The sequence below is a fragment of the Streptomyces sp. NRRL F-4489 genome, from assembly GCF_001509485.1.
Classification (GTDB): domain Bacteria; phylum Actinomycetota; class Actinomycetes; order Streptomycetales; family Streptomycetaceae; genus Streptomyces.
This window is the reverse complement of record NZ_LLZI01000255.1, coordinates 1-13,138: the sequence shown is the minus strand read 5'-3', so window position 1 is coordinate 13,138 and position 13,138 is coordinate 1. Positions and strand designations below refer to the sequence as shown.

General features: G+C 75.0%; 13 protein-coding genes and 1 riboswitch. Of the genes, 10 read left to right on the top strand and 3 right to left on the bottom strand.

Going from position 1 to position 13,138, the window contains the following annotated elements:
• The first annotated feature begins 150 nt into the window (after window positions 1-150).
• Together ADL22_RS26270 and ADL22_RS26265 are read left to right on the top strand one after the other, a co-directional pair.
• Window positions 151-657: a hypothetical protein gene (locus ADL22_RS26270; protein ID WP_066984804.1), complete on the top strand. Its 507-nt coding sequence runs from the start codon at window positions 151-153 to the stop codon at window positions 655-657.
• Window positions 657-1,937, top strand: a complete 1,281-nt coding sequence (locus ADL22_RS26265; protein ID WP_066984801.1) for a sensor histidine kinase — start codon at window positions 657-659, stop codon at window positions 1,935-1,937. The genes ADL22_RS26270 and ADL22_RS26265 overlap by 1 nt, the downstream gene beginning before the upstream one ends.
• 41 nt (window positions 1,938-1,978) lie before the next feature.
• Here the strand turns inward: ADL22_RS26265 and bcp are convergent, their stop codons facing one another.
• Window positions 1,979-2,446 (bottom strand): thioredoxin-dependent thiol peroxidase, encoded by a 468-nt coding sequence (gene bcp, locus ADL22_RS26260; RefSeq protein WP_066984799.1) that lies wholly within the window; start codon window positions 2,444-2,446, stop codon window positions 1,979-1,981.
• Between the two features lie 264 nt (window positions 2,447-2,710).
• On the opposite strand from bcp, the gene ADL22_RS26255 reads away from it, so the two are divergent.
• The 3 genes from ADL22_RS26255 to ADL22_RS26245 all read left to right on the top strand — a co-directional run bounded on the left by ADL22_RS26255 (window position 2,711) and on the right by ADL22_RS26245 (window position 3,937).
• Window positions 2,711-3,031 carry a DUF3618 domain-containing protein gene (locus ADL22_RS26255; protein ID WP_066984796.1) on the top strand — a complete coding sequence of 107 codons (321 nt, stop codon included), beginning with the start codon at window positions 2,711-2,713 and terminating at the stop codon, window positions 3,029-3,031.
• Between the two features lie 124 nt (window positions 3,032-3,155).
• Window positions 3,156-3,458: a GroES family chaperonin gene (locus ADL22_RS26250; RefSeq protein ID WP_051798423.1), complete on the top strand. Its 303-nt coding sequence runs from the start codon at window positions 3,156-3,158 to the stop codon at window positions 3,456-3,458.
• Between the two features lie 65 nt (window positions 3,459-3,523).
• Window positions 3,524-3,583, top strand: a riboswitch (guanidine-III (ykkC-III) riboswitch).
• 33 nt (window positions 3,584-3,616) lie between these two features.
• Complete coding sequence (locus ADL22_RS26245) at window positions 3,617-3,937, top strand: DMT family transporter (protein WP_066984789.1); 321 nt, start codon at window positions 3,617-3,619, stop codon at window positions 3,935-3,937.
• 40 nt (window positions 3,938-3,977) lie between these two features.
• Here ADL22_RS26245 and ADL22_RS26240 read toward each other — a convergent pair whose 3' ends face one another.
• Window positions 3,978-6,227, bottom strand: a complete 2,250-nt coding sequence (locus ADL22_RS26240; RefSeq protein WP_066984786.1) for a transglycosylase domain-containing protein — start codon at window positions 6,225-6,227, stop codon at window positions 3,978-3,980.
• A gap of 356 nt (window positions 6,228-6,583) precedes the next feature.
• Here ADL22_RS26240 and ADL22_RS26235 point away from each other — a divergent pair, with 356 nt between their 5' ends.
• Genes ADL22_RS26235 through ADL22_RS26220 form a run of 4 tightly spaced genes read left to right on the top strand, consistent with a single transcriptional unit; the run spans window position 6,584 to window position 9,978 of the window.
• Complete coding sequence (locus ADL22_RS26235) at window positions 6,584-7,378, top strand: ABC transporter permease (RefSeq protein ID WP_066984783.1); 795 nt, start codon at window positions 6,584-6,586, stop codon at window positions 7,376-7,378.
• On the top strand, window positions 7,371-8,210 hold the full coding sequence (locus ADL22_RS26230) for an ABC transporter permease (RefSeq protein ID WP_066984780.1): 840 nt from the start codon (window positions 7,371-7,373) through the stop codon (window positions 8,208-8,210). Before ADL22_RS26235 ends, ADL22_RS26230 begins: the two co-directional genes overlap by 8 nt.
• 37 nt (window positions 8,211-8,247) lie before the next feature.
• The gene (locus ADL22_RS26225) at window positions 8,248-9,258 is read left to right on the top strand and encodes an ABC transporter ATP-binding protein (RefSeq protein ID WP_066984778.1); all 1,011 of its coding nucleotides are present in this window, start codon (window positions 8,248-8,250) and stop codon (window positions 9,256-9,258) included.
• A 9-nt stretch (window positions 9,259-9,267) separates the two neighbouring features.
• Window positions 9,268-9,978 carry a DUF1707 SHOCT-like domain-containing protein gene (locus tag ADL22_RS26220; protein WP_066984776.1) on the top strand — a complete coding sequence of 237 codons (711 nt, stop codon included), beginning with the start codon at window positions 9,268-9,270 and terminating at the stop codon, window positions 9,976-9,978.
• A 15-nt stretch (window positions 9,979-9,993) separates the two neighbouring features.
• Here ADL22_RS26220 and ADL22_RS26215 read toward each other — a convergent pair whose 3' ends face one another.
• The gene (locus ADL22_RS26215) at window positions 9,994-11,304 is read right to left on the bottom strand and encodes an SGNH/GDSL hydrolase family protein (protein ID WP_066984775.1); all 1,311 of its coding nucleotides are present in this window, start codon (window positions 11,302-11,304) and stop codon (window positions 9,994-9,996) included.
• 301 nt (window positions 11,305-11,605) lie between these two features.
• Here ADL22_RS26215 and ADL22_RS26210 point away from each other — a divergent pair, with 301 nt between their 5' ends.
• Complete coding sequence (locus ADL22_RS26210; protein ID WP_079064435.1) at window positions 11,606-12,976, top strand: DUF445 domain-containing protein; 1,371 nt, start codon at window positions 11,606-11,608, stop codon at window positions 12,974-12,976.
• The last annotated feature ends 162 nt before the right edge of the window (window positions 12,977-13,138 follow it).

The following is a 13,138-nucleotide window of genomic DNA, read 5'->3' as shown; positions in this document are numbered from 1 at the left end:
AACGGTGCCGATTCGCCGCAGGAGGCGGCGGCCGCCGCCCGGGACCGGGCACGGCGGCCGGAACGGGCCGGGGCCGGTGCCAAGCCGCCGCGGCGGTCGTGTTTGCTGGTGGGGTTGGACGGGGCGACGGCGCCCCGGGAGGAGTGTGTGATGACCGACCGCGACGGGGCCCGCTTCAGGCGCGGGCGGACCGCTCTGGTGGCCTTCCTCGTGGTGACCGCGCTGGCGGCCGGCGGGGTGTGGTTCAGCCAGGCGTCGGACCGCGCGTCGGCGGTGGACACCGCGCCCAAGACCGCCGCCGTCCAGGACGTGAAGTCCGACGGGCAGCCGACGGCGGGCCTGCCCGGCGTCCGGGACTGCGGGATCGGGGAGCCGGAGATCCGGCCCCGGGTGATCACGCTGACCTGCGCGGACGCCGGGATGGTGGCGACCGGCATCACCTGGGACCGCTACGACGCCGACGAGGCCGAGGGCCGCGGCGTGGTCCAGGTCGAGAAGACCGCCGCGGGGGTGGGGACGGACGCCGGGTACCGCGCGACGTTCCGGCTCTACGGCGCCAAGGAGGTCGACGGCGCGCGCGCCTTCACGGGCCTGGAGGTGACCTACGAGGGCTCGACGCCGCTCGGTGACACGACGGAGATGTACAACCTCGCGTGATGGGCATTCGAGGCCGGATCGCCCTGGCCATTTCGGGTATGACGGCGCTGGCCGTGGTGGTGCTCGGGTTCGCCGTGCACCACATCGCGGACGCCGAGCGGGAGCGGTCGGCCCGGGCGTATCAGGACGAGCGGCTCAGCTCGGCGCTGCAGATCTACGAGCGGGACGGGACGCTGGCGCTGGGCGCGCAGCTGGACGACGCGACGCTGCCGTCGCCGCTGCGCGCGGCGGTGTTCCACAACCGCTCCGGGACGTACCTCAGCGGCGGCGAGGACCCGCGGGTGTGGGCGGCGACCGGGGTCGGCGGGGACGGTGACCGGCCGGCGCGTTCGCTGTCGGTGTCGGCGGCGTATCCGGACGACGATCCGGCGCAGGTGGCGCTGGACCGGGCGCTGCTGATCGCCGGGTGCGGCACGGTGGTGCTGATGGCGGTGGTGTCGTGGTTCGTGGCGCAGCGGCTGTCGCGGCGGCTGCGGCTGAGCGCGGCGGCGGCGCGGCGGATCGCGGCGGGTGAGCCGCCGGACGCGGACGCGCTGGCCGGCGACGGCCGGGACGAGGTGGCCGAACTGGGCCGCAGCGTCCACCACATGGCGACGTCGCTGGCGGCGCGGGTGGAGGCCGAGCGGGAGTTCACCGCCGATGTGGCGCACGAGCTGCGGACGCCGGTGGCGGGGCTGGTGGCGGCCGCGGAGCTGCTGCCGGAGCCGCGCGCGGTGGAGCTGGTGCGGGACCGGGCGCAGGCGATGCGGCGCTTGGTGGAGGACCTGCTGGAGGTCTCCCGGCTGGACGCCGGGGTGGAGCGGGCCGATCTGGACGCCTGCGAGCTGCCGTCGCTGGTGCGCGGCATCGTCGTCCGCGCGGCGCGGCAGCGCGGGGTGGACGACCTGGCGGTGTCGGTGGCGGTCGAGGGCGAGCCGCGGATCGTGGAGACCGACCGGCGCCGGGTGGAGCGGGTCCTGGTGAACCTCCTGGCCAACGCCGCCAAGCACGGCGAGCCGCCGATCGAGGTGGTGGTGTCCGGGGCCCGGATCGTGGTGCGGGACCACGGGCCGGGGTATCCGGCGGATCTGCGCGCGGAGGGGCCGCGGCGGTTCCGTACGGCGGCGCCGGAGCGCGGTACGGGCCACGGGCTGGGGCTGACGATCGCGGCCGGGCAGGCGGAGGTGCTCGGCGCGCGGCTGGAGTTCGGCACCGCCGAGGGCGGCGGCGCCGAGGCCGTGCTGGAGCTGCCGGAGCGGGCGGTGGTGACCGTCCCGGAGGCGGCGGCGAGCGCGCCGTAGCGCCCCGGGCCGCCGCCCCGGGGCGCTCCGGGACGCGGACCTTACAGCCCGAGATCCTTGATGATCTTGGCGACGTGGCCGGTGGCCTTGACGTTGTACAGCGCCCGCTCGACCGTGCCGTCCTCGCCGACGATGACGGTGGAGCGGATCACGCCGGTGACGGTCTTGCCGTAGAGCTTCTTCTCGCCGTAGGCGCCGTACGCGGTCAGCACCTCCTTGTCGGGGTCGCCGAGCAGCGTGACCTTCAGGTCCTCCTTCTCGCGGAACTTCGCGAGCTTCTCCGGCTTGTCCGGGGAGATGCCGATGACGTCGTAGCCGTGGCCGGCCAGGAAGTCGAGGTTGTCGGTGAAGTCGCACGCCTGCTTGGTGCAGCCGGGGGTCAGCGCCGCCGGGTAGAAATAGACGATGACCTTGCGTCCCTTGCGGTCGGCGAGCGAGACCTGCTCGCCGTCGGCGTCGGGGAGCGTGAAGGCGGGGGCGGTGTCGCCGGGCTGGAGTCGCTCACTCATGGCGGGTCGGTCTCCTTGCGGGTCGGGCGGTGGGTCGGTACGCCCCCGAGATTAGGCCAGCGGGACGCCCCGGCCGCCGGCCGCCCGCCCCAGGGGGCGCCGCGGCGGCGCGAAACGGGGGTGCCGCGGGGCGCCCGCGGGTGCGAGCTGACAGACTGTCCTTCACGAATCGGCACATGATCGGGTGGCCGGTTCCGTACGGGGCGGGTCCGGGTAACGGGTCCGGGCCCGGACGCATCGGCACGAGATGACGGAGGCGGCGCGGTGTCGGAAGCCAGGACCCCTGCCCAGATCGAGGCGGACATCGTCCGCAGGCGGCAGGATCTCGCCGTGACGCTCGACGAGATCGGCGTCCGGCTGCACCCGAAGACGATCATGGACGACGCCAAGGCGAAGGCGGCGGCCGCGGTGGACCGCACGGCCGGGCGGGCCTATGTGACCGTCAACCGCCTGGTCTCCGACGTGCGCGGCCAGCTCGTCGCCGAGGACGGCGCGCCCCGGCTGGAGCGGATCATCCCGGTGGCCATGGTCGGCGCCGCCGTGATCGGCCTGCTGGTGCTGGGGTCGAAGAAGCGGCACAAGTAGGGCCCGCCGGGCCCCGCGGCCCCGGTTTCCGGCCCGCGGTGCGCCCGCGCCGCCGCCGGGCAGGTACGGTCATGCCGTGAGCCCGAATAACACCAAGGACACCCACGACAAGCTGCCGATCCGGATGCTGCACGACCGCGTGCTGGTCCGGACGGACATCCCCGAGGGCGAGCGCCGCTCGTCCGGCGGCATCGTCATCCCCGCGACCGCGGCGGTCGGCCGCCGCCTGGCCTGGGCCGAGGTCGTCGCGGTGGGGCAGAACGTACGGACCGTCGAGGTGGGCGACCGGGTGCTGTACGACCCCGAGGACCGGGCCGAGGTCGAGGTGCGCGGGGTGGCGTACGTGCTGATGCGCGAACGCGATCTGCACGCGGTGGCCGCCGAGCGCCTGGAGGGCGCGGACGACGCCACCGGCCTGTACCTGTAGGACCCCGTAGGACCCGGGCTCCCCGGGGGTGGTGATCGGTGTCACCGCCCCCGGGGAGCCTTTTTGCTAGCCTCGGGGATACCCGACGAGACGCGCCGTACCGGGTCAGGACAAGACGACGCACCCCTGTTGAAGAGTCCTTTCACGGAGGTGCCGTCATGGCATGGATCCTGCTCGTGGTCGCCGGTCTGCTCGAGGTCGGCTGGTCGATCGGAATGAAGTTCACCGATGGCTTCACCCGGCTGTGGCCGAGCCTCGGCACCGGCGCGGGCATCGTCGCCAGCATGGTGCTGCTGTCCTACGCGGCCCGCACCCTCCCCATCGGCACCGCCTACGGCGTCTGGGTCGGCATCGGCGCGGCCGGCGCCGCCGTGGTCGGCATGTTCGTCCTCGGCGAACCGGCCACCGCGGCGCGGATCTTCTTCATCTGCCTGCTGCTGGTCGCGGTCGTCGGCCTGAAGGCGACGTCCGGGCACTGAGCCCGGGGGCCGCGGCCGGGGCGCCCCCGGCCGCGGCCCGTCAGCCGCCCCAGCGCCGCTCCAGCTCCTCGCCGAGCGGCCCCACGGTCGGGAACTCCTCGGTCGGCGCGGCGGTCGTCGGCCCCCCGGTGGGCACCGGAGGCGGTGTCGGCCCCCCGGTCGGCCCGGTGGGCGCGCCGGTCGCGGTCGGCTCCCCGGAGTCGCTGGGCCCGGTGCTGCCGGACGGGCCGCCGGGCGAGGACGAGGAGGCGCTCGGCGACTCCGAGTCGCTCGCCGACGCGTCGGCCGAAGCGCTCGGCTCGGCGCCCTCCTGGACCTGGAGGTCGAAGTCGCGCACCGGGCGCCCGGCGAGCGCCGCGGCGGTGTAGTCGGCCCAGATCTGCGCCGGGATGTCGCCGCCGTTGAGCCGCGCGTAGCCGGCCGCCCCGTACAGCGGCTCCTGGTGGGCGGTGTCCGGATGCTGGCCCAGGATGGCGACGACGGTCGCCAGCTCCGGGGTGTAGCCCGCGAACCACGCCGCCTTGTCGTCCTCCGCGGTGCCGGTCTTCCCGGCCGCCGGCCGCCCGGCGCCCTGCGCGGCGGTGCCGGTGCCGCCGTCGACCACCCCGCGCAGCACCTGGGTGGTGGTGTCGGCGGCGGCCCGCCCGAGGGCCGCGCTCTCCTCGCGCTCCGGCAGCTCGCTCTCCTCCCCGGCCCGGGTCACCTTGTCGACCAGCGTGTACGGCAGCTGCCGCCCGTGGTGCGCGAGCGTCGCGTACACCTGGGCCATGTCCAGCACGCTCGGCGTGGCGGTGCCCAGCGAGATCGCGCCCTGCGCGGAGGCCAGGCCCGGGGTCTTCGCCGGGATGCCGAGGGCGACGGCGGTGTCCTTGACCAGCCGCGGCCCGACGTCGATACCCATCTGGGCGTAGACCGCGTTGACGGATTTGTCGGTGGCCTCGGCGACGGTGATCTGCCCGTAGGACCGGTCGTCCTCGTTGCCGGGCGCGAAGCCGGTGGGCCGGCCGCGGCTGATCGTCATCCGCTTGCTGGTGCCGTCGTAGACGGTGTTCGGGGTGATCGGGGTGCCGTCCTGGGTGACGGAGTTGTTCTGCACCGCGGCGGCGAGCACGATCGGCTTGAAGGTGGAGCCGGCCTGGTAGTCGCGGCGGGTGGCGCTGTTGACGTACTGCCGGGCGTAGTCGATGCCCCCGTAGAGCGCGACGACCCGGCCGGTGTCGGGCTCGATGGAGGCGCCGCCGGCCCGGACGTAGCCGTCGACCGGGCGGCTGCCGTCGAGCCGGTCCATCAGCCGGGTGCGGACGGCCTTGACCAGCGCGTTCTGCCGGCGGCGGTCGATGGTGGTGGTGATGCGGTAGCCGCCGGCCCGCAGGGTGTCCTCGTCGAGGACGCCGTGCCCGGTGAGGTAGCCGTTGACCGCCTCGACGAGGTAGCCGCGCTGCCCGGACAGCCCGGCCGAGGTGCGGGCCCGGACCAGCTCGGGGAAGGCCATCGCGGCCCGCTCGGCGCGGCCGAGCCACTTCTGCTTGACCATCCCGTCCAGGACGTAGTTCCAGCGCGCCACCGCCCGCGGCCGGTTCTCGGGGTGCGCGGTGATGTCGTACGCGCTGGGGGCGTTGAGCAGCGCGGCGAGGTAGGCGCCCTCGGCGGTGGTCAGCCGGCCGGCGTTCTTGCCGTAGTACGCCTGGGCGGCGGCCTGGATGCCGTACGCGTTGCGGCCGTAGTAGCTGGTGTTGAGGTAGCCCTCCAGGATCTCGTCCTTGCTCGCCTCGCGGTCCAGCTTCAGGGCGATGAAGAACTCCTTCGCCTTGCGGGTGAGGGTCTGCTCCTGGCCGAGGTAGTAGTTCTTGACGTACTGCTGGGTGATGGTGGAACCGGACTGCTTGCCCTTGCCGGTGACGGTGTTCCAGGCCGCCCGCAGCATCGCGGCCGGGTCGACCGCCGACTCGGAGTAGAAGTCCCGGTCCTCGGCGGCCAGTACGGCCCGCTGCACGGTCCGCGGCACCTGCGCGAGGGTGACGTTCTCGCGGTTGACGTCGCCGTCGCGGGCCAGTTCGGTGCCGTCGGAGTAGAGGTAGACGTTGCTCTGCGCCTTCGCCGCGCTGTTGGCGGGCGGGATGCCGACGAGGAGGTAGCCGGCGATCAGCCCGCCCACCACCAGCAGCAGGAAGAGCAGGGTGGTGCCCGCCAGCATCCGCCAGGTCGGCAGCAGGCGGCGCCAACCGGTGCGCCGGCGGCGGGAGTCGGTGCCCTGGCCGCCGGCCGCGTCGTCGTGCGCGTCGTCGCTCATGTCTGTGGACTCCTCGGCCGCCGCCGGAGGACCGCGGCGGAGCGGTGTCGTGTCGGGTCGGGCCCGGACCTGCCCCGCACCGGGGTGCGGCCCGTGCGGTGTGCGGTGCGGGTGTGCGGTCGTTCCCGTGCTGCGCCGGGCAGGCGGCGGACACCCGGGAGGCAACTTTCGCACCGATGCGCCCGGCCGCCCGGGTGCCGCACACCCGCGTCCGCCCGGTCACCGGCTGAATGGCGCCCCTGCCTCACCCGGACGAGTGATAAATCGATGGTGCCCGCCCCGGGCGCCGCTTAGGCTCCGGAACCTCGCCGTCCGCTCCGGCCGGACGGACCGGCCAAGAACGGGGGGACCGCGGGGTGTGGTACGTCGCCGTGGCGGCCGGCAGCTTCCGGCGGTACGCCACCTACCGCGCCGCCACCGCCGCCGGCCTCGTCACCAACACCGTCTTCGGCTTCCTCCTCGCCTCCGCGTACACCGCCCTGTGGCAGCAGCGCCCGCACCTGGGCGGCTACGGGCCGGCGCAGGCGCTGACCTTCGTCTGGGCCGGGCAGGCGCTGCTGGCCGCCGCGCAGGTCGGGGTCGGCGGGGTGGCCGAGCTCCAGGAGCGGATCCGCAGCGGCGATATCGCGGTGGACCTGCACCGGCCCGCCGACCTCCAGCTGTGGTGGCTCGCCGCCGACCTCGGCCGGGCCGCGCTCCAGCTGATCGGCCGCGGGGCGGTCCCGCTGGCGGTGGGCGCGCTGGCCTTCCCCCTCGCACTGCCCGATTCCCCGCTCACCTGGGGCTGGTTCGTCCTGTCCGCGATGCTGGGCGCGGTGGTCGGTTTCGCGCTGCGCTACCTCGTCGCGCTGTCCGGTTTCTGGCTGCTGGACAGCTCCGGACCGGCCATGGTCAGCGCGCTGGCCGGGCTGTTCTTCTCCGGGATGCTGCTGCCGCTGCGGGTCTTCCCCGGCGGCCTCGCCGACCTCGCCCAGCTGCTGCCGTGGGCGGCGCTGCTCCAGGTGCCCGCCGATGTGCTGACCGGCGCCCGGAGCGGCGGCGCCCTGCTGCGCGGCCTGGCCTTCCAGGCGGCCTGGGCGGCGGCCCTGCTGGCCCTGGGCCGGCTGGTGCAGGCGGCCGCCACCCGCAAGGCGGTGGTCCACGGTGGCTGACCGGCACCCCGGCGCCCGGCTGGACGCGCTGCGGTACGGGCTCTCCGGCTACGGGCTGCTCGCCCGGATGTGGACCCGCTCCGCGCTCGCGTACCGCGCCTCGTTCGCGCTGATGACGCTCGGCAACTTCGCCGCCAGCGGCCTGGACTTCCTCGCGATCCGGATGATGTTCGCGCACGTCCCCGCGCTCGGCGGCTACTCCCTCCCCGAGGTCGCCTTCCTCTACGGCACCTGCTCGCTCGCCCTCGGGCTCGCGGACCTGCTGGTCGGCAGCCTGGAGCGGCTGGGCGCCCGGATCCGCGACGGGACCCTGGACACCCTGCTGCTGCGCCCCGCGCCGGTGTGGGCGCAGCTGGCCGCCGACCGGTTCGCGCCGCGCCGCCTGGGCCGCGCCGTCCAGGGGCTGCTGGTGCTGGGGTGGTCGCTGGGGAGCCTGGACGTGGACTGGACGCCCGGCCGGGTCCTGATGGTGCCGCTGATGGCGGTGTGCGGCGCGGTGATCTTCGGGGCGGTGTTCACCGCCGGCGCGGCCTTCCAGTTCTGGGCCCAGGACGCCGCCGAACTCCAGAACTCCCTGACCTACGGCGGCACCGCCCTGCTCCGCTACCCGCCCACCGTCTTCGCCCGGGACCTCGTCCGCGCCGTCACCTTCCTCGTCCCGCTCGCCTTCGTCAACTGGCTGCCCGCTCTGTGGGTACTGGGCCGCCCCTACCCCCTCGGCCTGCCCGGCTGGACGGCGTTCCTGTCGCCCGCCGTGGCCGCCCTGGCGGCCGCGCTCGCCGCCCTCGCCTGGCGCCACGGCCTCCGCGCCTACCGCAGCACGGGCACCTGACCCCCCAACCCGCCCCTCCACAAAGGGAATTGCCGGTATGACCGCCGAATCCACCCCCGGACCACTCATCGAACTGGACGGCGTCGAGAAGGTCTTCACCGTCCGCCGCCGCGCCGGCCGGCTGCGCCGCGCCCGCCACGAGGTGCGCGCCGTCGACGGCCTCACCTTCACCGTCCCGCGCGGCGAGATGGTCGGCTACCTCGGGCCCAACGGCGCCGGCAAGTCCACCACCGTCAAGATGCTCACCGGCATCCTCGTCCCCAGCGGCGGCCGGCTCCGGGTCGCCGGCCTCGACCCGTCCCGCGACCGCCTCCGGCTCGCCCGCCGCATCGGCGTGGTCCTCGGCCAGCGCACCACCCTTTGGTGGGACCTGCCGCTCGCCGACTCCTACGACCTGGTGCGCCGGATGTACCGCATCCCGCCCGCCGTCTTCCGCGCCAACCTGGAGCGCTGCACCGAACTCCTCGGCCTCGGCCCGCTGCTGGACGTCCCCGTCCGCCAGCTCTCCCTGGGCCAGCGGATGCGCGGCGACCTCACCGCCGCCCTGCTCCACGACCCCGAGGTGCTGTACCTGGACGAGCCCACCATCGGCCTGGACGTCGTCAGCAAAGCCACCGTCCGCGCGTTCCTCCGCGAGATCAACACCGAGCGCGGCACCACCGTCCTGCTCACCACCCACGACCTCACCGACATCGAGCAGCTGTGCCGCCGGGTGATGGTCATCGACCACGGCCGGCTGGTCTTCGACGGCGGCCTGGCCGGACTGCGCGCCGCCGCCGACGGCGAACGGACCCTGGTGGTGGACCTCGCCCGCGCGCTCCCGCCCCTCGACGTCCCCGGGACGCGCACCGTCCGCACCGAGGGCCCCCGGCAGTGGCTGGCGTTCCCGGCCGGTCAGAGCGCCGCGCCCCTGGTGGCCGACCTCGCCGCCCGCTACCCGCTGGTGGACCTCTCGATCCGCGAACCGGACATCGAGACCCTGATCGCCGACCTCTACGCGGGCCGTGCCCGCCCCCGACCCGGCGACGAAGCCCCCGCGACTCCCTAGTCTGTCCCCATGACTGACGAACGGCTGCCGACGCTGCGCGCCTCCGACGCCGACCGCGAACGGGTCGCCGGCATCCTGCGGGACGCCGTCGCCGAAGGGCGCCTGGACATGGGCGAGTTCGAGGAACGGCTCGACGCCGCCTACCGGGCCCGCACCTACGGCGAACTGGCCCCGCTCACCGCCGACCTCCCGGCCGCCGCGCCCGCCGCGCCCGCGCTCTCCCTGCGCAAGGACCCGGCACCGGGCGGCGCGCCCACCCCGTGGTCCGCCCGCATCCGCGACGACGCCCCCGGCGAGACGACAGGCATCGCCGTCCTCAGCGGCTTCGAACGCAAGGGGCGGTGGACGATCGGCCGCCGCTTCACCGCGGTGTGCTGCCTGGGCGGCGGCGAAATCGACCTGCGCGACGCCGACTTCGCCGCCCGGGACGTCGAGATCGCCATCTGGGCCGTCCTCGGCGGCGTCACCGTCATCGTCCCGCCCGGCGTCGAGGTCGTCAGCCGGGGCGCGGGCGTGATGGGCAGCTTCGACACCGGGGAGGACGCCACCCCCGCCGACCCCGGGGCGCCCCGCGTCACGCTCTCCGGGATGGCCCTGATGGGCGGCGTCGAGGTGCGGCGCAGACTGCCCAAGGAGGAGTGGCGGCGCCTGAAGGCCGAGCGCAAGGAGGAGAAGCGGCGGCTGCGGCACGAGCGCCGCGGCCGCCGGGAGCTGGACTGACCACCGCCCCGTACGTCAGAGCGCGGCGGGCGCCGCCTGCCGGAGGCGGCCCACGTCCACCGCGTCGGCCATCGCCCGGTACCCGGCGTCACTGGGGTGCAGATGGTCCCCGGAGTCGTACGCCGGACGCAGCCGCAGCGGGTGCGCCGGATCGCGCAGCGCCTTGTCGAAGTCCACCACGTCGTCGTAGACCGTCCCGGACCGGATCAGCCGGTTGACCTGCTCGCGGACGTCGTTCAGCCGCCGCGAGTAGCCGCGGTGCCCGCCGAACGGCGTCAGGGTGCTCCCGGTGACCCGCAGGCCCCGGGCGTGCGCCCGGCGGACGACCTCCCGCATGCCCGCCACCACCTTGCCCGGATCCAGCTGGCGCGGCGCCTTGAACAGGTCGTTCACCCCGATCTCCACCACCACCGCCCGCACCCCCGTACGGGACAGCGCGTCGCGGTCCAGACGGGACAGCAGGCTCGGCCCGTTGGTGGGCGCCAGCGGGCTGGAGTCGGTGAGCAGGCGGTTCCCGCTGATGCCCGCGTTCAGGACGCCGTAGCGGGGCGCGCCCGGCTCCTCGCGCAGCCGGGCGGCGAGGAAGTCCGTCCAGCGGTGGTTGGCGCCCGGGGTGGAGGTGATGCCGTCGGTGATCGAGTCGCCGATCGCCACCACCGCGCCGCGCGCCTTGGTGCTCCACACGTCCACCCCGGTCAGATAGCGCCAGTACGGGCTCTGCTCGGTGTAGGCGGTGCCGGCCGCGTCCTCGGCGTGGTCCCCGCGCGCCAGATAGGACGTCTGCCGGGCGTAGGGGTGGTACGTGGCCGGGCCGGACGGCGCGGGGGAGTACGTGGTGATCAGCAGGTCGGCGTTGCCCGGGACGGCCAGCCGCACCGGGTCGCTGGTCAGCTCCCCGCCCGCCGGGATCGTCACCGACGGCCGGCCGCCGAACGACAGCCGGCGCATCGTCCCGGCCGCCGCGATCGGGCTGCCGCTGCCCGCCGCCAGCGCCACCGACACATGGCTGAGCGCCAGCGGCCGCGTCCCGTAGAGATTCGACAGCCGGATCCGCGTGCTCGACCCGCCGACGCTGGTGTGCACCACGTTGCGGATCGACATGCCCCCGTAGCCGTCCTGGGTGCCCGGCTCGGCCGACGCGGCGGCCGCCGACCAGGTGCCGACCCACCGCCCGGAGACCGCCGGCGCGGCCGGCGCCTGGGGCCCGCGCGGGGCCCGGCCCAAGGGGCCGCGGGCGCCGCCGAAACCGACGAATATCGCGGCCGAGAGCAGCACCACCACTGCCACCAGGCCGGCGAGCAGGGTGTAACCCACACGTCTGGTCATGCGGGAGGCGTCTCCTGGGGCTGGCGGAGCTGCACGCTCCGGGCGGGCAGAGGGTGGCCGGACACGGGCGCCCGGCCGGGGCCCCGGCGGCGGCGCCGTCGCGGCCCGGACCGGTGTTCCATGATCCCACGGACCCCCCGTAGGGCGCCTGGTGCCCCGGGCCGCCACCGGGGACGGCGCGCGCCGGGAACTCGTGGCGCGTTCCGGGAGTAGGGCACTGTGGGACACATACGGCGTACCGCCGGCGGCGGGCCCGTACGGCGTACGGAAGGCGGGGGAGACGGTGGGAGCGGTGGAGCGGATGGCACGCACGACAGCGAAGCGGACGCGGACGCGGACGCCGGGGACGGCCGGTGCGCCGCCGGCCGCGGCCGCGGGCCCGGCGTCCGCGCCGGGGGGCGGGCCCGGCCCCGGCGGCTTCGTCGCCAGCCCCGCCGACGAGGAGAAGCGGAGGGGCGTCCGCCGGATGAAGACGCTGGCGACCGGGCTGCTGCTCGCCGTCGCCGCCGTCTACACCCTCGCCACCTGGGCCCGCGCGGCCGGCGCCGGCGCCTGGACGGGCTACGTCGCGGCCGCCGCGGAGGCCGGCATGGTCGGCGCGCTCGCCGACTGGTTCGCGGTCACCGCTCTGTTCAAACGCCCCCTGGGCCTGCCCATCCCGCACACCGCGATCATCCCCACCAAGAAGGACCAGCTCGGCCAGAGCCTCGGCGACTTCGTCGGGGAGAACTTCCTCTCCGGCGAGGTCGTCCGCCGCCGCCTGCGCGCGGTCGGCGTCGGCGCCCGCCTCGGCGCCTGGCTCACCGACCCGCGCAACGCCGACCGCGTCACCGCCGAACTGTCCACCGCGCTGCGCGGCGCGCTGACCGTCCTGCGGGACGACGACGTCCAGGCCGTCGTCGGCGAGGCCATCACCCGCCGCGCCGACACCGCGGAGATCGCCCCCGGCCTCGGCTCCCTCCTCGAACGTGTCGTCTCCGAGGGCGGCCACACCCGGATCGTCGACCTGGTCTGCGCCCGCGCCCACGACTGGCTCGTCGACCACGGCGACTCGGTCGTCGCCGCCGTCTCCGGCGGCGCCCCCGGCTGGACCCCCCGCTTCGTCGACCGCAAGGTCGGCGACCGCGTCTACAAGGAGCTGCTGCGCTTCGTCACCGAGATGCGGGACATGCCGGGGCACCCGGCGCGCGGCGCGGTGGACCGCTTCCTCACCGACTTCGCCGCGGACCTGCGGAGCGACCCCGCGACCCGCGACAAGGTCGAGCGCCTGAAGTCCGAGGTCCTCGGACGGGGCGAGGTCCAGGACCTCATCGCCTCCGCGTGGGGCGCGGTGCGCGGCATGATCGTCGCGGCGGCCGAGGACGAGCGCAGCGAGCTGCGGCGGCGGGTGCGGGCGGCGTTGCTCTCGCTCGGCGAGCGGTTGTCCGCCGATGGCCGCTTGCGCGGGAAGGTCGACGGGTGGCTGGAAGGTGCCGCGGGGTACGTGGTGACCACGTACCGCGGTGAGATCACCGCGTTGATCACCGATACGGTCGCCGGCTGGGACGCGGAGCACACCTCGCGGAAGATCGAGGCCCATATCGGGCGGGATCTGCAGTTCATTCGGATCAACGGGACGGTGGTGGGCGCGTTGGCGGGGCTATGCATTTACACCGTTTCGCGGCTGTTTTAACCGGTTCGCTGCGCTTGGTTTGCCTCCCACGTTGTTGGCTGTCCCGCCGTGCGGGTGCCTGTTGCTTGCGCCTTCGGCGCATGGGGTCCGCTGCGCGGGGCTGGTCGGCAGCGGTGCCGGGCCTGCGGGGTGGGGGTGTGCCGGACTGCTTCGCTTTACGTC